Annotated in this window: 24 protein-coding genes, 2 tRNA genes and 1 riboswitch; of the genes, 2 read left to right on the top strand and 24 right to left on the bottom strand. The window is 38.7% G+C overall.

Annotated elements, in window-relative coordinates; genetic code table 11:
- The 14 genes from IQ10_RS18775 to IQ10_RS08505 form a co-directional block, all read right to left on the bottom strand.
- A complete protein-coding gene (locus IQ10_RS18775) occupies positions 1-126 on the bottom strand; it encodes a hypothetical protein (RefSeq protein ID WP_367613669.1) in 126 nt (41 codons plus the stop codon).
- Complete coding sequence (locus IQ10_RS18770; RefSeq protein ID WP_367613665.1) at positions 92-388, bottom strand: tyrosine-type recombinase/integrase; 297 nt, start codon at positions 386-388, stop codon at positions 92-94. The genes IQ10_RS18775 and IQ10_RS18770 overlap by 35 nt, the downstream gene beginning before the upstream one ends.
- 278 nt (positions 389-666) lie before the next feature.
- Positions 667-966, bottom strand: a complete 300-nt coding sequence (locus IQ10_RS18765; RefSeq protein ID WP_367613664.1) for a site-specific integrase — start codon at positions 964-966, stop codon at positions 667-669.
- 138 nt (positions 967-1,104) lie between these two features.
- Positions 1,105-1,178: transfer RNA gene (locus tag IQ10_RS08555), tRNA-Arg, on the bottom strand.
- 5 nt (positions 1,179-1,183) lie between these two features.
- Positions 1,184-1,254, bottom strand: a tRNA-Gly gene (locus IQ10_RS08550).
- Positions 1,255-1,397: 143 nt separating this feature from the next.
- Positions 1,398-1,901, bottom strand: coding sequence for a metallophosphoesterase family protein (locus tag IQ10_RS08545; RefSeq protein WP_144450075.1), 504 nt, complete (start codon positions 1,899-1,901; stop codon positions 1,398-1,400).
- Between the two features lie 23 nt (positions 1,902-1,924).
- Positions 1,925-2,521 carry an XTP/dITP diphosphatase gene (locus tag IQ10_RS08540; RefSeq protein WP_144450074.1) on the bottom strand — a complete coding sequence of 199 codons (597 nt, stop codon included), beginning with the start codon at positions 2,519-2,521 and terminating at the stop codon, positions 1,925-1,927.
- Positions 2,522-2,551: 30 nt separating this feature from the next.
- The gene (rph, locus tag IQ10_RS08535) at positions 2,552-3,289 is read right to left on the bottom strand and encodes a ribonuclease PH (RefSeq protein WP_144450073.1); all 738 of its coding nucleotides are present in this window, start codon (positions 3,287-3,289) and stop codon (positions 2,552-2,554) included.
- Between the two features lie 185 nt (positions 3,290-3,474).
- Entirely contained in the window at positions 3,475-4,569 is a 1,095-nt protein-coding gene (locus IQ10_RS08530) for a GerMN domain-containing protein (RefSeq protein ID WP_144450072.1), read from the bottom strand.
- A 127-nt stretch (positions 4,570-4,696) separates the two neighbouring features.
- A complete protein-coding gene (gene racE, locus IQ10_RS08525) occupies positions 4,697-5,509 on the bottom strand; it encodes a glutamate racemase (protein WP_144450071.1) in 813 nt (270 codons plus the stop codon).
- A gap of 36 nt (positions 5,510-5,545) precedes the next feature.
- A complete protein-coding gene (locus IQ10_RS08520) occupies positions 5,546-5,989 on the bottom strand; it encodes a MarR family winged helix-turn-helix transcriptional regulator (protein WP_144450070.1) in 444 nt (147 codons plus the stop codon).
- Positions 5,990-6,228: 239 nt separating this feature from the next.
- A complete protein-coding gene (gene ptsP / locus IQ10_RS08515) occupies positions 6,229-7,947 on the bottom strand; it encodes a phosphoenolpyruvate--protein phosphotransferase (RefSeq protein WP_144450069.1) in 1,719 nt (572 codons plus the stop codon).
- Positions 7,947-8,210 (bottom strand): phosphocarrier protein HPr, encoded by a 264-nt coding sequence (locus IQ10_RS08510; protein ID WP_144450068.1) that lies wholly within the window; start codon positions 8,208-8,210, stop codon positions 7,947-7,949. Before IQ10_RS08510 ends, ptsP begins: the two co-directional genes overlap by 1 nt.
- A gap of 283 nt (positions 8,211-8,493) precedes the next feature.
- Positions 8,494-9,336: a PRD domain-containing protein gene (locus IQ10_RS08505; RefSeq protein ID WP_144450067.1), complete on the bottom strand. Its 843-nt coding sequence runs from the start codon at positions 9,334-9,336 to the stop codon at positions 8,494-8,496.
- Positions 9,337-9,619: 283 nt separating this feature from the next.
- Between IQ10_RS08505 and IQ10_RS08500 the strand changes: the two genes are divergently transcribed.
- Positions 9,620-9,844, top strand: coding sequence for a helix-turn-helix domain-containing protein (locus tag IQ10_RS08500; protein ID WP_144450066.1), 225 nt, complete (start codon positions 9,620-9,622; stop codon positions 9,842-9,844).
- A 108-nt stretch (positions 9,845-9,952) separates the two neighbouring features.
- Here IQ10_RS08500 and IQ10_RS08495 read toward each other — a convergent pair whose 3' ends face one another.
- The 5 genes from IQ10_RS08495 to IQ10_RS08475 form a co-directional block, all read right to left on the bottom strand.
- A complete protein-coding gene (locus IQ10_RS08495) occupies positions 9,953-10,414 on the bottom strand; it encodes an acyl-CoA thioesterase (RefSeq protein ID WP_144450065.1) in 462 nt (153 codons plus the stop codon).
- Between the two features lie 93 nt (positions 10,415-10,507).
- Positions 10,508-11,257, bottom strand: coding sequence for a succinate dehydrogenase iron-sulfur subunit (gene sdhB, locus IQ10_RS08490; protein ID WP_144450064.1), 750 nt, complete (start codon positions 11,255-11,257; stop codon positions 10,508-10,510).
- On the bottom strand, positions 11,254-13,023 hold the full coding sequence (gene sdhA, locus IQ10_RS08485) for a succinate dehydrogenase flavoprotein subunit (RefSeq protein WP_144450063.1): 1,770 nt from the start codon (positions 13,021-13,023) through the stop codon (positions 11,254-11,256). The genes sdhB and sdhA overlap by 4 nt, the downstream gene beginning before the upstream one ends.
- A gap of 14 nt (positions 13,024-13,037) precedes the next feature.
- Positions 13,038-13,667: a succinate dehydrogenase cytochrome b558 subunit gene (locus IQ10_RS08480; RefSeq protein WP_144450062.1), complete on the bottom strand. Its 630-nt coding sequence runs from the start codon at positions 13,665-13,667 to the stop codon at positions 13,038-13,040.
- 345 nt (positions 13,668-14,012) lie between these two features.
- Complete coding sequence (locus tag IQ10_RS08475) at positions 14,013-15,362, bottom strand: TrkH family potassium uptake protein (RefSeq protein ID WP_144450061.1); 1,350 nt, start codon at positions 15,360-15,362, stop codon at positions 14,013-14,015.
- A 176-nt stretch (positions 15,363-15,538) separates the two neighbouring features.
- Here IQ10_RS08475 and IQ10_RS08470 point away from each other — a divergent pair, with 176 nt between their 5' ends.
- On the top strand, positions 15,539-15,934 hold the full coding sequence (locus tag IQ10_RS08470) for a YslB family protein (protein ID WP_144450060.1): 396 nt from the start codon (positions 15,539-15,541) through the stop codon (positions 15,932-15,934).
- A gap of 125 nt (positions 15,935-16,059) precedes the next feature.
- Here IQ10_RS08470 and IQ10_RS08465 read toward each other — a convergent pair whose 3' ends face one another.
- From IQ10_RS08465 to IQ10_RS08445, 5 genes are all read right to left on the bottom strand, one after another.
- Positions 16,060-17,292 (bottom strand): aspartate kinase, encoded by a 1,233-nt coding sequence (locus IQ10_RS08465; protein WP_144450059.1) that lies wholly within the window; start codon positions 17,290-17,292, stop codon positions 16,060-16,062.
- Between the two features lie 117 nt (positions 17,293-17,409).
- Positions 17,410-17,598: riboswitch (Lysine riboswitch) on the bottom strand.
- 72 nt (positions 17,599-17,670) lie between these two features.
- On the bottom strand, positions 17,671-19,446 hold the full coding sequence (gene uvrC, locus IQ10_RS08460) for an excinuclease ABC subunit UvrC (protein WP_144450058.1): 1,776 nt from the start codon (positions 19,444-19,446) through the stop codon (positions 17,671-17,673).
- Between the two features lie 215 nt (positions 19,447-19,661).
- On the bottom strand, positions 19,662-19,976 hold the full coding sequence (gene trxA, locus IQ10_RS08455; RefSeq protein ID WP_144450057.1) for a thioredoxin: 315 nt from the start codon (positions 19,974-19,976) through the stop codon (positions 19,662-19,664).
- A 207-nt stretch (positions 19,977-20,183) separates the two neighbouring features.
- A complete protein-coding gene (locus tag IQ10_RS08450) occupies positions 20,184-21,161 on the bottom strand; it encodes an electron transfer flavoprotein subunit alpha/FixB family protein (protein WP_144450056.1) in 978 nt (325 codons plus the stop codon).
- A 15-nt stretch (positions 21,162-21,176) separates the two neighbouring features.
- Positions 21,177-21,947 carry an electron transfer flavoprotein subunit beta/FixA family protein gene (locus IQ10_RS08445; protein ID WP_144450055.1) on the bottom strand — a complete coding sequence of 257 codons (771 nt, stop codon included), beginning with the start codon at positions 21,945-21,947 and terminating at the stop codon, positions 21,177-21,179.
- Between the last annotated feature and the right edge of the window lie 22 nt (positions 21,948-21,969).

The following is a 21,969-nucleotide window of genomic DNA, read 5'->3' as shown; positions in this document are numbered from 1 at the left end:
TTATAAATAATCAAGCAAGCTTTGCGCTACTTCTTCAATGCTAATATCTAGATACTGCGTAGTTACCGCTAAATTTGAATGACCAAGTGCTTTAGAAATCAACGCAACATCTAGCTCCTTTGTCATACAGATTCTTCGCAAATGCTCGTCTGATTGCATGAGGGTTGATATTAGGCAACTCATATCGTTTAGCATATTTGTTTAACTGCTTGGATATTGCATTATTCGTGCTACTCGTATTAATAGTTGTGCCTTTCATCGTAACAAACAAGAAGTCATTCTCTTGCTCATAATAAGTTCGAATTTTATTATTTTGCTCAATTAATACTTTGAACAGGTCAATTAGTTGGTCATCTATTGGTAACTTTAAAAATTTATGATTTTTCATAATATCGCCTGTAAGATTTAAAATCTTATTTTTAAAATCAATATGACTTTCTCGCATTTATCCGAGTGTATTAATTCGGATACCAGTTTTATAAAATGTTAGAATTGCTACGGCATCTCTAAGTCCAATAAATGTTGTGGTATCTAATAACGATAACAATACGTTTAAATCGTTTTCCTTTGCACCAGTTTTAATTTTTTTATCGACCTTGATTTGAACTGTTAACCAAAATTTAGATTGAAAGTAACCATTGTTAAAACATTTTCCCAATACTGCTTTCAGACACATTTCAATCTCGTTAATTTAGTTGAATTAGAAACATTCATGCTGTCCAACCATTCATAAATTTTTGGTACAGTTATTTCTTCTAAATATTTCACTCCAGTTGCTTCAGTAAACTGATTAAAAATTAAATTGTAATCATTTAGTGTACGCTCACGATAACCGTTTAATTTCATTTGCCGTTCAATGATGGAAAGTGCTTTTTCAATTTCCATTCCTTTTGCAATTGTTTCTTTTTTCGGTTTCAGTATTTCAGTAGATACTGTAACGTCAAAAATACCTTTTTTCTTAGTCAAAACAAAAAACCTCCAATTAAAATAATTGAAGGTTGATTGCAACGAAATCTTGATGAAATTTCTTATGGGTTAGAATCCCGTTCGAAATACTTTACTCAAGCAATCGTTGATACTATTAAGTTTTCTCAAAGTTAATTACGTCCCAGGAGAGATTCGAACTCCCGACCGACGGCTTAGAAGGCCGTTGCTCTATCCTGCTGAGCTACTGAGACAAAAAAGCGGGTGATGAGAATCGAACTCACGACATCAGCTTGGAAGGCTGAGGTTTTACCACTAAACTACACCCGCACAGTAAAGGTGATTTTTCTGTCGAAGACATATATTAATATAACCAAAATAATCTTAAATGTCAACAGCTTCTCAATTTTTTTATTAAATCTCCCCACTCTTGTCTCAAAGAATCGAGTAGGGAGACCTAAGTTTTAGTTTATTTAAAAACGACTTGTAAGGTCTTCAACGACTTTACCATTTTGTTCATAATAAGTTACAGTTGTTTCAGTAGACGTTCGTGCGCAAATACAATATGTTTTTTCTTTGCGATTGCGCGGCATGCGAATACTACCTGGGTTAATATAAATCACGCTATTTTCTTCAAAGGCTCCAGCGACATGAGAATGGCCAAAACAAGCAATTTGAGCCCCTTTTTCTTCTGCACGGTAACTTAAAGGAACATGGGTCATTTTCACATTATATAAATGACCATGCGTGACATATATTGTGGTATCATCAATTGTTTCTACCCATTCTTCTAAAAAATCATCGCCGTAATCGCAATTTCCTTTGACTACGTTTACGCCTTGGAGAGCAAAATGATCCTTTGTAAGCTCTGAGTCGCCACAATGAATGAAAATATCCACTTCATTTTTATGACGGTCAATGACTTCGTTTAACTCGTCTTCTAACCCATGGCTATCGCTTATAATTAATGCTTTCATCCGTTTAGCCTCCTCTCCTAATCCTAGCTCCACTCAGCTTGATTGGCAAATAATTTATTGATCGCCATAGAGCGATGGCTCCGTTCATTCTTTTCTTTAGAAGTTAGTTGTGCCATCGTTTTTCCAAGCTCAGGTATAAAAAAGATTGGATCATATCCAAATCCATTGGCTCCAGCTTTTTCTCTTGCAATCACACCTTCACAAGTCCCTTCGTAAAAGATCGTTTTAGCATTGGGTCTTGCAACAGCTATTGTGCAAACAAAACGAGCCGTTCGTTCACCACTTGGAACATCCTGTAATTCCAATAGTACTTTTTCATTGTTTGCTGCATCACTTTTATCTGAACCTGCATAACGAGCTGAATAAATTCCTGGACGACCGTCTAATGCATCGACCATTAATCCAGAGTCATCAGCAATGACCATTTGATCGAAGGCATTTGAAATCGTTTCAGCTTTTTTTGCTGCGTTTTCAGCAAACGTTACGCCATCTTCAATCACATCTGGGATATCGGGATAATCAAGCAAAGAACGAACAGTCCAACCGACTTTTGCAAACAGTTGTTCAAATTCTTTTACCTTCCCTTTATTCTTTGTCGCAATAATAACTTCCTTCTTCACTGTCAAACTCCTCCCTACTACTTGATACTTTTATTTTATTCGTTCAGCGATATCTCCTAAAACCTCACGCTGCATCGTAATCAGTTGATCAATTCCATTCTCGGCAATGTCAAGCAGCTTATTTAATTGCTCTCTCGAAAACGTTGCCTCTTCTCCAGTACCTTGAAGTTCGACAAATTGATGATTCCCCGTCATAACCACATTCATATCGACTTCTGCTCCTGCATCCTCCTGGTAACATAAATCAAGGATTTCTCCTTCCTTCTCATCAACCCCAACCGAAATCGCTGCTAAAAAATCATGAATCGGCCATTCTTTTATTTTGCCTTCGCTCATAGCCTTATTAACAGCAAATGCAAGCGCCACAAAAGCCCCAGTTATCGATGCTGTACGCGTTCCGCCATCTGCTTGGATCACATCACAATCAATCCAAATCGTACGCTCTCCAATTTTACTAAGATCGATTATCGAACGAAGCGACCTCCCGATCAAACGTTGAATCTCCATCGTCCGCCCGCTGACCTTTCCTTTTGATGATTCGCGAATATTTCGTTGTTCAGTTGCTCGTGGTAGCATTGCATACTCCGCCGTGATCCACCCTTTTCCTTGTCCTCGCATAAATGGAGGTACACGATCTTCAATACTAGCTGTACATATCACCTTTGTCTCCCCCATTGCAATAAGCACCGATCCTTCTGGATGTTTTACAAAATGCGGTTGAAATACCACTTCGCGTAATTCATTTTTAGCTCGTCCATCAACTCTCATGTCCTGCCTCCTAAAAAATAACTTGTTTATACTTCCCATCCTGCATTCACCAGGAACCCAGTTAGTGTATATAAAGAATCTCGTTCATATGTAAGGATAAAAAGGAGGAAGCAATCATGCTCCTCCTTTTTACACGTTCTATATAAGTATAAAGAATTTCACTAACTTAGTCCAATCCCCATCATTTAATAAGTCCCTGTATTTACAACATTTGGTCTTGATACAGGCTCAGCAACCTGACCTGATTCAGTTAAAACATTCGCTTCACCGTTGACTTCAATCGATACTTTTTCAATCCCCTCTTGTTCTGTTAAAGTAAGTGCCAGCATATTTATCACTTCTTCGGAAACAGCCGTCGCTTGAAGCTGACTTAAAATCGATTCATTGAAATTGAGTGTTACAATACCATTTTCGCTTGTTGGTTTCTCTAATAACGCGACTCCTTGACGAAAATCAGTTAAGAGCTGCGATTGATGAGAAGGACCTTTTATCAACTCGTTAACAGCAACTGCTAACGATTCCTCTCCTAAAGAAACGCGACGTGTTACTGGTACATAATAGGTGTTGTCCCCATTTTGGGCAAGAAAGTAAAGGGTAACCCCTTCACTATTTACAACATCCGTTACAGAATCAGCCTCAATATTAATCCCGTCCGCCCGACTTACACCTTCTCCAATAGGTGTTCCATTTACAGGCATCATCTCTTGTTCGTATCCGTTAATACGAATTTGAACCTTGTTTACATTTTCAAATTGAGTTAGCGTCCACGTAATGGCTTGTAAAATTTGTTTCTCATGGCTTGGATTGTACTCTTTAAATTCATTTGAAAAATCTGCGATCGCCATTCCATCCTCTGTTAAGTTTACATCGACCGTCGTACCAGCAGGTAATACAGCCTGAAAACCATTTGGTAGGATCTGACTGACTGGTCCTCCCTCAACTAAATATTCAAGTGATTGTTTAAGCACACCGTCTGTTTTGGGCAGTGCCAATGTTTGCGGAACAACAAGACCATTTGAATCGATTAAGTAAAGTTCACGCTGAACAGTTTCTACTGTAGCTTCTCCTTCAACAGCACCTTCACCAGGCACTTCTTCTTTAGGTACTTCCTCACCTGGAAGTGGAACCTCTTCTAAATCAATCGACTCCTCTTCATCTACGTAATTCACTGGCGGTGTATCCATCTCATTCATCGCTTCATTTGAACCAAATGAACAAGCAGTCATTGTAAGCAGTGATAGCACAAGAACGGGAACCCCTTTTCGTAACACTTTCCGCATTATTTTCCCTCCTAAGGTGGTTTGTACTACATGTATACGAGCCTCCAAGGAGAATAGACCATCTTTTTATCCAATTTATTAATAAAATAAAAAAAAAGCCTGAGTCATAGACTCTAGGCAAATTCGTTTAAATCATTTTCTCTTGACCTAATGTAATGGTTTCTACACGACCAACATTCATTTCTAGCCACTGATCAGCCAACTTTTTAAAGCGCTCGGCATCTCCAGTTGTATAAAAGCGGTGACGCGGAATTCGATCATCTGTAAAAAGGAGATTCTTATGATATAAAAGACTACTAACTTCTCTTGCTGTTTCATCACCAGATGAAATCAATTCAATCCCCTTCCCCACACGCTTACTAATTACTTCACGAAGAAGTGGGTAATGGGTGCATCCTAAAATAAGTGTATCAAAATCACGGTCATCAAGCGGCTTTAATACTTCATCAACGACTTTTTTGGCCTCTTCTCCTTCAAAAACACCTCGCTCTACTAAAGGAACAAAAGGAGGACAAGCAAGACTATCAACTTTCACATCACTATTAATATCTTTTAATGCTTTCTCATAGGCTCTACTAGAAATCGTCCCCGTCGTTCCAATAACTGCAACGTGATCTCGTTTTGTGGCCTTTAATGCGCTAATAGCACCAGGGTGAACAACACCTACAACAGGTATTGTTAACTCTTCTTTTACTTCTTCAAGAACAACAGCAGCAGCTGTATTACAAGCAATAACAAGCATTTTCATCTTCTCTTCAAGAAGACGATGAATCATTTCCCATGTAAATTTGCGAACTTCTTTTGGTGTTCTAGGGCCGTATGGACAGCGCGCAGAGTCACCAATATAGACAATCTCTTCTTTTGGCAATTGTCTCATGATCTCTTTTGCTACTGTTAAGCCACCTAAACCAGAATCAATAACTCCAATTGGTCTATCCAACAATCTTCCCTCAATTTCTATACAGTACTAGTAGAACTACTGGCTTACTTTCGTCGCCTTCATTTCATCATGAAGAACTTGTAAGCTTTTCTCAAGGAAATCTACTTCCTCTTGTGAAAAATCTGTTAAAATTCCTTCTAAATATTCTTGTCGCTTTTTAATGACTTCCTCGATAATGGTCTGTCCTTTATCTAACAAATGAATGCGTACAACACGACGGTCATTTTTATCTTTTACTCTTTCAACAAGCTCATTATTTTCCATTCGATCAACAAGGTCTGTAGTGGTGCTACAAGCTAAATACATTTTTGTTGAAAGCTCGCCTATTGTCATATCACCAAATTCATTCAACCATTGCAGTGCAACAAATTGTGGTGGGGTAATAGGAAATTGCGTCAAGATTTCTCGCCCCTTTTGCTTTACCATGTCTGACACTCTTCTTAATGAACGTTCAATTTGTTCAACTTGGCGATGGTCCATCTTTACGCACCTCCATATCCTAGCTTATTAAAGTAAGCTATCTTTCATTATTGTCGCTGTTTTCTTAGGGAAAAGCAAGAGACTAACCTGATTTATTAACAACCTGTAACAATTTCGTAGACTTCATTTTTCCTTACAATAAAAAGGGTGACCCATTTTGTTAAAGCTTCAGTTCACTATGCGAGTATTAAACATAGCTTGCTGATCATGCTTTAAGGTTGAGTCACCCATGCTTCATTTTATTTTAGAAAAGCTTCTCTTACACGTTGTTCTACTTCATCTGCCGTATCTAAATAAAGCATGTCTTTCGCAAATGTTTCAAGTTCTTCTTTAGACAATTTTAGCAATTGGCTACGAGCTGGTAAGATCGATGTCGCACTCATACTAAACTCATCTAATCCAAGACCAAGAAGAAGAGGGATCGCGATTTCATCTCCAGCCATCTCACCACACATACCTGCCCATTTTCCTTCTTTATGAGCGGCATCAATTACCATTTTCACAAGGCGTAAAATAGCTGGATGATAAGGTTGGTACAAGTAAGAAACTTGTTCATTCATACGGTCTGCAGCCATTGTGTATTGGATTAAATCATTTGTCCCAATACTGAAGAAATCAACTTCCTTAGCAAAGAGATCTGCAGCTACTGCTGTTGATGGAATTTCAACCATCATTCCAATTTCAATTTCATCTGATACAGATATACCATCTGCGACAAGCTTGTCCTTTTCTTCTAAAAGAATCGCTTTGGCTTGGCGGAACTCATCAAGAGTCGCAATCATCGGGAACATGATCTTCAAGTTCCCAAATGCACTTGCACGAAGCAATGCTCTTAATTGTGTACGGAATATATCTTGTTCTTCTAAGCAAAGACGAATTGCTCGGAATCCTAAGAATGGATTCATTTCTTTCGGAAGGTCTAAATAAGGAAGCTCCTTGTCCCCTCCGATATCAAGTGTACGGATGACGACAGGCTTGCCTTCCATACGCTCCACAACCTCTTTATAAGCAACAAACTGCTCTTCTTCAGTTGGAAGTTCTGTTCTCCCCATATAAAGAAACTCAGTACGGTAAAGACCAATACCTTCTGCACCATTATCAATAACACCCTCTAAATCCTTTGGTGTACCAATATTAGCAGCGAGCTCAACATGGTGGCTGTCCTTCGTCGTCGTTTGTTCATTGACTAATTTCGCCCACTCTTGCTTTTGCTTAGCAAAGTCTTCACGTTTCTTCGTATAGAAAGCAATTTCTTCTTCAGAAGGATTCACGATCACGTGACCTTCTAAACCATCGACAATAACTGTCATACCTGTTTCAATTACAGACGTCACTTCTTTTGTTCCAACAACGGCTGGAATTTCCAGTGAGCGAGACATAATAGCCGAGTGAGATGTGCGTCCACCAATATCTGTAGCAAACCCTTTAACAAAAACAGGGTTTAATTGAGCAGTATCAGAAGGCGTTAAGTCTTCAGCAATAATGATCGTCTCTTCTGAAATAGTAGCAAGTGAACCCGCTTTCACTCCAAGCAAGTGACCAAGTACACGCTTGGATACGTCACGAATATCTGCTGCACGTTCTTTCATATATTCATTGTCCATGTTTTCAAACATCGAAATAAACATTGATGAAACTTCATTCATTGCATATTCTGCATTTTGCTTATCATCTGTTATTTTTCCTTTAACAGTATCAACAAGCTCTGGATCACTAAGAACAAGTAAGTGAGCAGCAAAAATCTCAGCTTTGTCAGCACCAAGTTCTGCCTCTGTTTTATCTTTAATAACAGAAAGCTCTTCTTTTGCTTTGGCTAAAGCATCTTCTAGACGCTTCACTTCCGCATTTGTATCTTGAATCTCGCGTAATTCAATCGTTAAATCTGGTTCCGCATGAACAAAAGCTTTTGCAATCGCAACACCTGATGACGCTGCAATGCCTGTTAATTTTTGTTGCATTATTCTCCTAACCCTTCTTTGATAACATCTTCAATTGCTTTTAATGCATCATCTGCATCAGAACCTTCAGCTTTGATTGTTACCTCAGCACCTTGACCAACACCAAGAGACATGACACCCATAATAGATTTTAGGTTAACGGACTTACCTTTGTACTCAAGAGTGATTTCAGAAGAATATTGACCTGCTTTATTAACAAGTTGAGTTGCTGGACGTGCGTGAATTCCTGTTTCTGCTGTAATTTTGAACGTTTTTTCTGCCATAATAAATCTACCTCTTTCTCCAAATAAATTTAATGAACAAAAGGTGAATATCACCTTTACCCCTACAGTCGATGAACTTTTGATCTTGTTGCCTTATTTTTCATGTATTAACTATGCTGAAAACGATTCATATTACATTCATAATAAAAAACAGGCACAAGTAAAGAAACGCACATGATGAAAACAAAATGATGTACAAGTATAGAGTACCCCATCTGAACCTCATATACACTTCCTTACTCATGCCTGATCGAATCAGTAACACGTAAATTAAGTGCAACTATTATGGATGCTTAGAAAATCGTCGTATATAAAAGACAACGTCTGGTAGTTGTTCAACTGTAAAATAACGTAAGAACGTTTGATTAAGCCGTTCTACGATCTGAGCAGTAACAGTATAGCATAAGTGAAATTCGACTTTCAATAGATTAGCTAACTGTTCTGAATAAGAAACAGCCTGATTTTCTTTAAATCTATTAATGACATCACAAAGAAATGTTACAAGTCTCATATAAGTTACACTATTTCTTTCAATAGAACACTGAAAACCTGATTCAATCATTTCAACTAACTCTAAAACGAGCTGAGGATGCTCATCAAGCTCTGCAATCGACCGATTCGATTGTGCACTATAAATATGTAAAGCCACAAATCCTATTTCAGATTCTGGTAATTTAACTCCAAGACTATCATTTACTCGGTCGACAACTTTGCTTGCGATTTCATATTCTGCAGGGAACATTAAAGCCGTTTCCGTTAAAAATGGGTTTGTGATATCAATCCCTTGCTCTAGTCTTTTTATCGCAAATTGCAAATGATCAGTAAGAGCAATGTGAATTCTTTCATGAAGAGCCTTACCGCTTTCTTCTACAATATAGACGACAATATCTTCCATTAATGAAATGAAAGATTCATCTACGAGTGTTAACAGTTGCTTATACTGCTCTTGTTCTAATGGGTTCCCTAAAATAAAAAGTTTATCAATCTCTGCTTGATTAATGAGCGCGCCCTTGCTTTGACCAAAACCAATCCCTTTTCCGATCAGAATAACTTCTTCTCCAGTTTGATCGTTAGCAATCACAACATTGTTATTCAAGATCTTCATAATGATATATTGGTCAAACATGACGACACCCTCTCTATTTGACAAAATCGCTCATTGCCCACGTAAAGTGGGTACTTGGCGTTGCTCATGTCATGTGAACAACACCGAATTTCTTTTATCTTAGCGAACTTATGTTCACTTCGTCAACTACTAGTCATAAAAGTATACTCTTCACTTGCTTTGATAGGCTAGTTGTGACACACGTCAATTCATTTACACATATACTATCGAGACTAAAACCCTTCAAAACGTGGGATTTGAGTACCCACATCGCTCTCAGCCCGAGCAAGAAGGAGTGAACTCATTGAAAGGAGCAGAATTCGGACCAAAACCTTTACTTACGAAAAGGGAACGCGAAGTATTCGAACTACTTGTCCAAGACAAAACAACTAAAGAAATTGCACAACAGCTTTTCATAAGTGAGAAAACTGTACGAAATCATATCTCGAATACGATGCAAAAGCTTGGAGTAAAGGGGCGCTCTCAAGCAGTTATTGAATTGATTCGACTAGGAGAACTTGAAATATAAAGCACCTCCATCATTTCGTTACTCACAATGTTTTAGTCGTCTTAACCATTAAAAGATGCCGACTTTCTTCTGACAAGAGCGTCGGCATCTTATTTTTACTAAATACATTTATGTTTCTATTGTGTGGGTAAGTAGTACCTCTCTCATTTCTTCATTCCAAGCGAGCGAGCGACCTGATTCTTTGCTTATTTGTACAATAGTTCCTCTTCCTGTTAAACACAAAATTCCTTTTTCGTTTTGTGCTGCGTAATGAAGGTCGGCCGATGAACGACCAAGACGATGAACTTTCACCTGAACTTTAAGCTCTTCATCAAATTTAATCTGTTGTAAGTAATCACATTGCATATCCGCCACCACAACCATTGAATCATCCTGTTCGTTTGTCCATTTTTTCATAAATCCAAGAGACTTATAAAAATCTGTACGTGCTTGTTCAAAATAAACAAAAGCGTTCGTATTATTCAAATGACCAAAAGCATCTGTTTCGGAAAAACGAACACGAATGGAAATTGAGAACTGAAAAGATTTTTGCCATTCTTGTATATCTGTAATATATGCTGGAACTTTCATACACTCTCACATCCTATAATAGTTATTTTGAAGAAAACGTTAAAAGAAAGGGCCTGACCCTATAATAATTAGGCTCAGACCCTCTAGTTTTCATTAAGCACCAAAGAAGTTCTTAAATGATTGTAATGTTGTTGAACGATTTAACGCAGCAATGGATGTAGTCAATGGAATCCCTTTAGGACAAGATTGAACACAGTTTTGTGAGTTCCCGCAATTTGCAAGACCACCCTCACCCATAATCGTCTCTAAGCGTTCTGCTTTATTCATTTCACCCGTTGGATGAGCGTTAAATAAGCGTACTTGTGATAGAGGAGCAGGACCAATGAACTCTGATTTACTATTGACATTTGGACACGCTTCTAAACAAACTCCGCATGTCATACACTTTGATAATTCATATGCCCATTGACGCTTTGTTTCCGCCATACGCGGTCCTGGTCCAAGGTCATACGTTCCATCAATTGGAATCCATGCCTTCACTTTCTTGAGTGAGTCAAACATGCGGCTACGGTCAACCATTAAATCACGAACAACTGGGAATGTCTTCATTGGCTCAAGACGGATTGGTTGTTCCAGTTGATCAACAAGTGCTGTACATGACTGACGTGGTTTCCCATTAATAACCATCGAGCATGCTCCACAAACTTCTTCAAGGCAGTTCATATCCCATGCAATGGGAGTTGTTGACTCTCCTTTTGTATTGACAGGATTACGACGGAATTCCATTAAAGCAGAGATGACATTCATATTAGCACGGTATGGAACCTCAAATTCTTCTTCATAAGGAGTACTGTTTGGGTCATCTTGTCTCATCACTTTAAATTTGATTGTTTTTTCACTCATGATTTAACAGCTCCTTGCTTCTTTTGTGAGTAATCTCGTTTACGAGGCTTAATAAGCGACGTATCAACTTCTTCATATGTGAAGTCAGGACCGTTTTTCGCTGGATTGAACGTAGCCATCGTTGTTTTTAAGAACTCTTCATCATTACGCTCAGGGAAATCTGGCTTATAATGTGCTCCGCGGCTTTCATTACGGTTATATGCGCCTAATGTGATAACACGCGCTAAGTTTAACATACCGTCTAATTGACGAGTGAACGAAGCTCCTTGGTTACTCCATTTTGCTGTATCATTAATGTTAATGTTATTGTAACGTTCCATTAATTCTTGAATCTTTTCATCCGTCCTAAGAAGCTTATCATTGTAACGAACAACTGTTACGTTATCAGTCATCCATTCACCTAGCTCCTTATGAAGAATATAAGCATTCTCTTTTCCGTCCATACTCATGATATTATTGTATGCTTCTTGTTCTTTCTTCACTTCATTTTCAAATAGCTGTGATGACATTGCATCAGTAGATTTTTCTAGACCATTCATATATTCAACTGCTTTTGGACCAGCTACCATACCACCATAAATCGCTGAAAGAAGTGAGTTTGCACCAAGTCTATTTCCACCATGCTGAGAATAATCACACTCACCAGCAGCAAACAAACCAGGGATATTTGTCATTTGATCATAATCAATCCACATACCACCCATTGAGTAATGAACAGCTGGGAAGATTTTCATCGGAACTTTACGTGGGTCATCACCCATGAACTTCTCATAAATTTCAATGATTCCACCAAGCTTAATATCAAGCTCTTTTGGATCCTTATGAGATAAATCAAGATAGACCATGTTCTCTCCATTAATTCCAAGCTTTTGCTCAACACAGACGTCAAAGATTTCACGTGTCGCAATATCACGAGGAACAAGATTACCATAAGCCGGATATTTCTCTTCTAGGAAGTACCATGGTTTACCATCTTTGTACGTCCATACACGTCCACCTTCACCACGAGCTGATTCACTCATAAGACGTAATTTATCGTCTCCTGGGATGGCTGTTGGGTGAATTTGAATGAATTCACCATTAGCATAATGAACTCCTTGTTTATATAGCTTTGCAGCCGCATATCCCGTATTGATGACAGAATTCGTTGACTTACCAAAAATAATTCCTGGCCCACCCGTTGCCATAATAACAGCATCTGCTGGGAAACTACGAATTTCAGCTGATTTCAAGTCTTGTGCCGTAATTCCACGACAGGTTCCCTCGTCATCTACAATTGCTGAAGTGAACTCCCAACCTTCATATTTCGTAACAAGACCACTTACTTCATGGCGACGAACTTGCTCATCTAACGCATAAAGAAGCTGTTGGCCAGTAGTTGCACCTGCAAACGCAGTACGATGATGTTGTGTTCCACCGAAACGACGGAAGTCAAGAAGTCCTTCAGGTGTACGGTTAAACATAACTCCCATACGGTCCATAAGGTGAATAATTCCTGGTGCTGCTTCTGTCATTGCTTTTACTGGTGGTTGATTCGCTAAGAAATCCCCACCATATACTGTATCGTCAAAGTGTTCCCATGGAGAATCGCCTTCCCCTTTTGTATTAACCGCTCCATTAATTCCACCTTGTGCACAGACTGAGTGTGAACGTTTAACTGGAACTAAAGAGAAGAGATCAACAGGTACCCCTTTTTCTGCTGCTTTAATTGTTGCCATCAGACCAGCTAGTCCGCCTCCGACAACAATAATTCTACCTTTACTCATTTTTGACCCACTCCTTAAATGTTTGCTAAGTCTGGATTAATAAATGCAAGGATCGCACGGATACCTACAAACGTTAATGCAAAGAAAACTGCCAATGTCACGTATGTTGAAATTTGCTGGGAGCGCGGTGTAACAGTGATTCCCCATGAAACTGCGAATGACCAAAGACCATTAGCAAAGTGGAAAGTTGCTGCAATAACCCCCGCAATGTAAAACACTAGCATAAATGGACTACTCAAAATATCTGCCATCATATTATAATTAACTTCGGCGCCGAATGCTGCTGCAATTCTTGTTTCCCATACATGCCAGGCGATAAAAATGAGAAGAAACACACCAGAAATACGTTGAAGAACAAACATCCAGTTACGGAAGAAACCATAACGGCTTGTATTGTTTTTCGCTTGGAATGCGATATATAGACCATAAATAGCATGATACAGTAATGGTATAAAAATAATGAAAATTTCAAGTGCGTAACGGAAAGGCAAGCTCTCCATAAAATGCGATGCTTGGTTGAAAGCGCTCGCTCCACGTGTTGCAAAATGGTTAACGACCAAATGTTGAACTAAGAATAATCCAACTGGAATGACACCAAGTAATGAATGTAACTTACGATTAAAAAACTCTCGATTACCAGCCATACCTTTTTCCCCCCACAAATGTTTTTAAACCTATCCATTTTCTAAGCTTGCGTCTGTCTTCTCTCTTTTTACTTATAGCTTGTACCTCCCCACCACGAATCATCGAGATATGGAAATCAATTAAATTATGAAACTTTTGCAAAGTTTCTGTGAAAAAAATCCGACAAATTAATTGTACTCCCATCGGATATTTCAGTCAAGAAAACGTATACAACCTTTTCAAGATTCTAAAATATCTTAATACGATGAAAATATGTGAACTAGACGGCGTCCCATTACCGATTTTTGGCTAATATAAACGATGAGACGCAAAGTCTTATTCACTGTAAAAAGGAAAATTTACTTTTATCCAATAATAATTCGCTCAGTTGGGAATTTATAGTGACTTTTTGTTTCCCGTCTTCGTACTGAGAAAAGAAAGGCAACTAATCCAACGCGACCGATAAACATAAGAATCATTAAGACAACCTGACTTGGAACAGTTAAATTTGGTGTTATCCCCATCGAAAGACCACATGTTCCGAAAGCAGATGCCGTTTCAAAAATAATCGCCATAATAGAAATATTGTTTCCCTCTTCAAACGCGACAATTAACGTTACAGCTGCAAAGAGCATAACGATAAATACAGATAGAACAATAAATGCTTTTTGCTTGTCCTCAGGATGAATTTCACGTCCAAATGCTTTCACATCATCCTTTCCGAGTGCAAAGCTACGAATTGTCAAGAACATGACCGCAATCGTCGTCGTTCGGATACCACCACCAACACTCGAAGGGCTTGCTCCAATAATCATCAACGCAGACATAAATAGCAAAGTCGCTTTATTTAACTCCGAAACATCCATAATAGAAAGACCGCCACTTCTTGTTGTGGCAGAATTAAACAATGAATAAAATAATTGTTGATGCCATTCTAGACCAACATAATAATGTCCACCTTCTAATGCCCAGATACCAACAACACCAATCACAAAAACAGTAAAATAGGTAGTCGTTGTGATTTTTGTAAATAAACTAAATTTAAAGTTAGGATTTTTCTTAGTAAAATATTCTCTTAGCTCAAGTAAAACAGGAAATCCAATTGCTCCAGCAAAAATAAGTAAGATAACGACAAACTGGACATAATAATCATTCGAAAATGGTATGAGTGACTCGCCCGTCACATCAAATCCAGCATTGGTAAAAGCACTTAGTGCAGCAAAAATACCATGGTAATACGCTTCTCCAACGGTATCAAAATAACGTATATAGTATGTACCTAATATAAGTGCGCCAATTAATTCTATAATCAAGGCCACAATCAAAATACCTCTCATAAGATTAACAAGACCAGAGAATTTAAATTGATTTTGGTCGACCATAATCAGCATACGTTGAGAAAGATTAATTTTTTTACGGAAAAGCATCCAGACGAACGTCCCCATCGTCATAATTCCAATTCCGCCTAATTGAATTGCTAGCGCCAGAAAAAAAATCCCCACATAGCTGTAGGTCTCTGAAATATTAACAGTTGTTAAACCTGTCACACTTACAGCACTGACAGATGTAAAAAGCGCTTCAGAATATGTAACATCAACTCCTTGCTGATGTGAAATGGGTAAATAAAGCAAGATGCTAAATACTACCATGGCAATCACATAAGCAATGAGGATCACTCGGAATGGAGAAAGAAATTGATTTAATCCATATTTCATTGACGGTATACCTCCATTTGCATTCGCGCTTAGTATACCATTTTCAAAAATTCAAGGCTATAAGCGGTAGAGAAAATCTCATTTACTCTTTATAATAGACTTAGCTACTTCGCTTTGAACAAGCTAAGAATTATGAAAAGCTTGAATCACGCGAATAAGGAGAGGTTTATATCAACATGAATCAAGAGACAAATCAATTTGGTTATGATTTAATTCGAAATGATGTCTTAAAGGACATTTTAGGAAAAGAACATGATTCTATTTTATATTGGATCGGCAAATCACTTGCTCGCAAATACCCAATTGAAACAACTGAGCAACTCATTTCATTTTTTGAAAAAGCAAACTGGGGAATTCTCACGCTCACAAAAGAAAAAAAACAAGAAAGAACATATGAACTAACGGGCCCGTGGATGGGTAAACATGATGAACGTTGCTATCAATTAGAAGCAGGATTTCTAGCTCAACAAGCAGAACATTCTTTAAATTTGATCTCAGGAGCTACATACACTGTAAAAAAAGATTCTATTCTTTTTTCAGTTGAATCAGATCGTCATGACCGAACCGAATAATATTAGCAAGGTGCAGCTTTCCTCTTGCTGCTTTTTACTTTTAGTTAACAGTAAGATAGTGATAGATCGGAATATTCCCTATCTATCACTATCCAACAATGTGTGACTGCTTGTTTCGTTTAGACTTAAACGACCGCAGCTTCTTCCTCAGCTAATTGAAATGCTTGATGCAGCATCTCAACAGCTAAAACCATATCTTCTTCCTTTACAACGACAGATACTTTAATCTCTGAGGTACTAACCATCTTAATGAAAATATCATTTTCCGCTAGTACATTAAACATATTTGCTGCGACACCAGGGTTTGAAACCATACCTGAACCGATGATTGATACCTTTGCGAGATCCTCCTCATAGTGAATCGAACTAAACTCCAATTCTGACTTTGCTTCTTCTAAAATGGCAATGGTCTCTTTTAAAGAAGATTGCGTAATAGAAAATGAGATATCGACATGCTTATCATCCGATTGGTTTTGGATAATAATATCAACATTGATTTGATTTTTAGATAATGTTGAAAAAAGAGTTGAGAGCGCATCTATTTTGTTTGGCAGTCCAGCGACCGTTATTTTCGTAACATCATTTTCAAAAGCAATTCCGCGAACAACTAAATTTTGTTCCATTGTGACTTCCTCCTCGATCATTGTCCCAGGCTCATCAACCATACTTGATGCGACCATGAGAGGGATCTCATAATTTTTTGCAAATTCAACAGCGCGTGGGTGTAACACTCCCGCTCCTAGATTGGCCATTTCTAACATTTCATCATATGAAATCGAATGTAGTTTACGTGCTTGTTTGACAAAACGTGGGTCAGTCGTAAATACACCTGTAACATCTGTATAGATTTCACAACGACTGGCTTTTAACGCCGCAGCTAATGCTACAGCCGTCGTATCAGAGCCCCCGCGACCTAGTGTTGTAATCTCACCACTTTGTGTGACTCCTTGAAAGCCAGCTACAATCACAACTTTTCCATTTCCAAGCTCAGCTTCCATTCGGTCTGTTTGAATGTCTGAAATACGCGCATTACCGTGACTCTCTTCTGTTTTGATCCCTGCTTGCCAACCAGTAAAGGAAATCGCCTCAATTCCACGTTTATGTAGAGCCATGGCAAGCAAAGAGATTGTTACCTGTTCCCCCGTCGAAAGCAACATATCCATCTCTCGCTTACTTGGACTTTCCGTCATTTGCTTAGCTAAGTCTACAAGTACATCTGTTGATTTGCCCATTGCTGAAACAACAACAACAAGTTCATTCCCGTGTGCGACTGCTTTCTCTATCCTTGCTGCAACATGTTCAATTCGTTGGGCAGAGCCCACCGATGTTCCACCATATTTCTGTACAATTCGTGCCAATTTTCTTCATCCTCTCTGACTCACTGTTCATGAAGGAATGCAAAAAAGCAACAATAAGGAAAACCCCTCACTGTTGCTTGTCATACCTAATCCGGTACCACACTGCTCCCTGCTCTCACGTGAGATAGTTCTCCACATACCATCTGGGTGTAGGTATGTGACAGCCCTATGCTTTTTCAACATAGGTCCAGCATAAGAAAAAATGAGCCTTTCTTACACTTCGGCGAATTCCCCTTTCTCTTCTCTTCTTAGGCCCTCATTAACCTCCGAGACTGTACTAATGGTTTTCGCTCCTCTACCATCACTTCATTTATGAAGTGCGGCATATTTAATTGGTTTTCATTCTAACAAAGGATGCTAATTCACGCAAGAAGAAAATTATCCTTTTTCTCCTAACTTTTCAACTATTCCCTCCGCTACTTTCTTGGGAATCGATAGCTTCTGTAAATCATCGACTGTTGCTTCCTTCATATTTTTCACAGAACCAAAATGTTTTAATAACTGACGCTTCCTCTTTTCGCCGACACCAGGAATGTCATCAAGAACGGATTGAAAAAATGTTTTTGAGCGTGTTTGACGATGGAATGTAATCGCAAAACGGTGAACTTCATCTTGAATTCTTTGTAAAAGATAAAATTCATGACTATCTCGTTTTAAAGGTATAACTGTTGGCGGATCACCCATTAACAGCTGTGAAGTTCTGTGCTTTTCATCCTTGGCAAGACCACAGACTGGAATGGACAGCCCAAGCTCATCTTCAATCACTTCTTGGGCAACGGCTATTTGTCCTTTCCCACCATCTATCACGATCAAATCAGGAAGTGGTAATGACTCCTTTAGTAGACGAAGATAACGGCGACGGATCACTTCACGCATCGAGCCGTAATCATCTGGCCCTTCTACCGTTTTGATCTTATACTTGCGGTAATCTTTTCTACTTGGCTTGCCGTCAAGAAATGTTATCATTGCTGAAACGGGATCTGTACCTTGAATATTTGAATTATCAAATGCCTCGATTCGGAATGGTGTATGAATGCCCATTGCTTGACCAAGTCGCTCAATCGCCTTAATCGTTCTGTCTTCATCACGTTCAATTAATGAAAACTTTTCGCGAAGAGCCATCACAGCATTTTGATTGGCCAAATCAACTAGCTCTTTTTTCTTTCCTCTCTTTGGTATCGAGGTTCCTACCCCAAGTAATTGTTCAACAAGCTCAGTATCAATTTGTTCTGGCACTAAAACTTCCTTTGGCTTAATATGCTCTTTTTTCAAGTAGAATTGCCCAATAAACGTTAGTAAATCCTCTTGTGGATCTTTATAAAACGGAAAAATGGATACATCACGTTCAATTAGTTTTCCTTGGCGAATAAAAAAGACTTGAACGCACATCCACCCTTTATCATAAGCAAAGCCAAAGACATCTCGATCTATTTGATCGTTAATCGTCATTTTTTGTTTTTCCATAACTGCTTCCATATGTTGAAGCGTATCTCGGATTTCTTTTGCTCGCTCAAAATTGAGTTCCTCAGACGCTTTCATCATTTTTTCTGTTAGCTGTTCTTTTATTTCAGCATGACCTGATCGCAGAAATTTTGTGATGTCATGCACCATTTCCTGATTTTGTTCCTTTGTGACTTCATACACACAAGGAGCTAAGCATTGCCCAATATGATAATAAAGACAAACTTTATCAGGAAGGGTACGGCATTTCCGCAGGGGATAAAGACGATCAAGTAGCTTTTTCGTTTCTGCTGCGGCTCCCGCATTTGGGTATGGTCCAAAATACTTCCCCCCGTCTTTTTTTACTTGACGTGTTGTAATCAAACGAGGGTGTTCTTCATTGGTAATTTTTAAATAAGGGTATGTTTTATCATCCTTAAGCATGACGTTGTATTTCGGATCGTGCTTTTTAATTAAATTGAGTTCAAGTATTAACGCCTCGATATTGGATGATGTAACAATGTATTCAAAATCAGTGATCTCACTAACTAATCGTTGGGTTTTCCCATCATGAGAACCAGTGAAATAAGAGCGAACTCGATTTTTTAATACTTTTGCCTTACCAACATAAATAATAGTTCCTTGTCGATCCTTCATCAAATAACATCCTGGTTGGTCAGGGAGGATCGCTAATTTCTCTTTTAATTGACTCATCTCTTCCCACCTCACTATCTATTGTTTGCGAGAAGACAAAGAAATGCAAGTTAGAACAAAATCATATTAGAAAAACTTGACTTTTCGCCACGTTCTTCATAGCAAAAGCCTTAGTCTTTTGTTATTCTAATCAGAAAGTTATCATGGTTTTAAACTTTCTGATTAGAAGAAAAGTCCACCTTCTCATAAGAGAAAGTGGACTATAAAGCTTGAGATTATAGATGTTTGTTTAAAAGCTCAGCTAGTGCTTCTTTTGGTTGGAAACCAACAACTTGATCAACGACTTCTCCGTCTTTGAAAACAAGAAGTGTTGGAATACTCATTACGCTGTACTTAGCAGCAGTTTCTTGATTTTCATCTACGTCTAGCTTCGCAATCTTCACTTTATCGCCCATTTCTGAGTCTAACTCTTCTAAAACAGGTGCAATCATTTTACAAGGTCCACACCAAGGTGCCCAGAAGTCTGCAAGAACAACTCCTTCACTTGTTTCAGATGCAAATGTTTGATCTGATACATTAACAATTGCCATAATAATAGCCTCCCTTATCACTTTACAAGTTTGATTCATCATGATTATACCATCCGCTGACGCGAGTGGCGACTAAGTTGCTCGAAAATTATTATACCCTTCTTGTAAAGGACTACCCAAAGTACAAAAAAACGAAACAAAAAGGGCTGACCGCTAGTGTGCACAGACTAGCTCACATCAGACCCTTTGTTAAAAAAATTGTATTTATTAATTTGATACTAAGGCACTTTTAAGTTCTTCTGTCAAAATCGGAACAATCTCAAACAGATCACCGACGATTCCATAATCAGCTACTTCAAAAATAGGTGCTTCTGGATCTTTATTAATGGCTACAATCACTTTTGAGTTCGACATCCCTGCCAAGTGTTGAATCGCTCCAGATATTCCGATCGCAAAGTAAAGGTCTGGAGTAACCACTTTACCTGTTTGCCCAATTTGCAAAGCATAATCGCAATAGTCTGCATCACACGCCCCGCGAGAAGCTCCGACAGCTCCGCCAAGTAAATCAGCAAGCTCTTGTAATGGTTCAAACCCTTCTTTGCTTTTTACCCCTCGTCCACCAGCTACAATCACTTTTGCTTCAGAAAGATCAACACCGCCAGTTGCTTTTCGAACCACATCACGAATCGTTGTACGCAAATCTTTAATCTCCACGGTTACCTTCTGAACATCTCCACTACGGGATGAATCTGCTTCAAGTGGGGCAATATTATTTGGACGAATTGTTGCGAATATCACACCTTCATTTATTTTTTTCTTTTCAAATGCTTTTCCTGAATAGATTGGACGAGTAAAAACAGGCTCTCCTCCGTCAACCTCAACAGAAATCGCATCTGAAATTAATCCCGAATTTAGCTTCATCGCAAGACGTGGTGAAACATCCTTTCCTGTCGCTGTATGTCCCATAATAACCGCTTCAGGGCTTTCAGTATCAAATACTTGCAATAATGCTTGTTGATAAGCATCTGTCGTATAGCTCTTTAAATCGGCATGATCGACGACAATCACACGATCAGCCCCGTAGTGAATCAAGCTATCAGCTAAACCGCTTACATTTTCACCTAAAAGAACACCGACTACTTCTCCTCCATCAGCGATCGTCTTCCCTGCTGAAATGGATTCAAATGATACATTACGTAATTCTCCGTCACGTACTTCTCCAATAACTAGTACTTTTTTCGCCATGATAATCCCTCCTATTTAAATGACTTTCGCTTCAGATTTCAGTAAAGAAACAAGCTCTTTTACTTGCTCAGCCGGTTCGCCTTCTAACACCTTTCCTGCTTGCTTATCTGGCGGAAGGAAAATCTCCAACGTCGTTGTTTTTGCTTCTACATCATCTTCGTCTAAATCTAAATCATCTAAGTCAAGCGTATCTAAAGGCTTCTTTTTCGCCTTCATAATCCCTGGTAAAGATGGATAACGAGGTTCATTTAATCCTTGCTGTGCCGTTACAAGTACTGGTAATGAGACTTCAACCGTTTCTTGATCGCCTTCTACATCTCGAACAATCGTCGCTTGTCCACCTGCTACCTCAAGCTTTGTAATCGTTGTCACTTGCGGAATACTTAAAAGTTCAGCCACTCTTGGCCCAACCTGACCAGAGCCTCCATCTACGGCCACGTTTCCGCCAAGAATAATGTCATACTCTTGATCTTTTAGATAAGTAGCAAGAAGCGTTGCTGTTGTAAACTGATCTAACTCATCAATTTCCTCACTATCAATGAGTACCGCTTTATCTGCTCCCATCGCAAGGGCTGTACGCAATTCTTTTTCGGCTTCTTCTTCTCCTACAGTCACAACCGTTACTTCACCACCATGCTCATCTCGCAGCACAATCGCTTCTTCAATCGCATATTCATCATATGGATTAATGATAAATTCTGCACCACTCTCATCAATCCGACCACCACTAATGGAAATCTTCTCCTCAGTATCAAACGTACGTTTCATGATGACAAAAATGTTCATATTCGTCCCTCCTATGGATTTA

It is taken from the genome of Halalkalibacter nanhaiisediminis, assembly GCF_007830185.1.
Taxonomy (GTDB): domain Bacteria; phylum Bacillota; class Bacilli; order Bacillales; family Bacillaceae_D; genus Halalkalibacter; species Halalkalibacter nanhaiisediminis.
The sequence above is the reverse complement of the archived record's forward strand: the minus strand, read 5'-3'. Positions and strand labels throughout refer to the sequence as shown.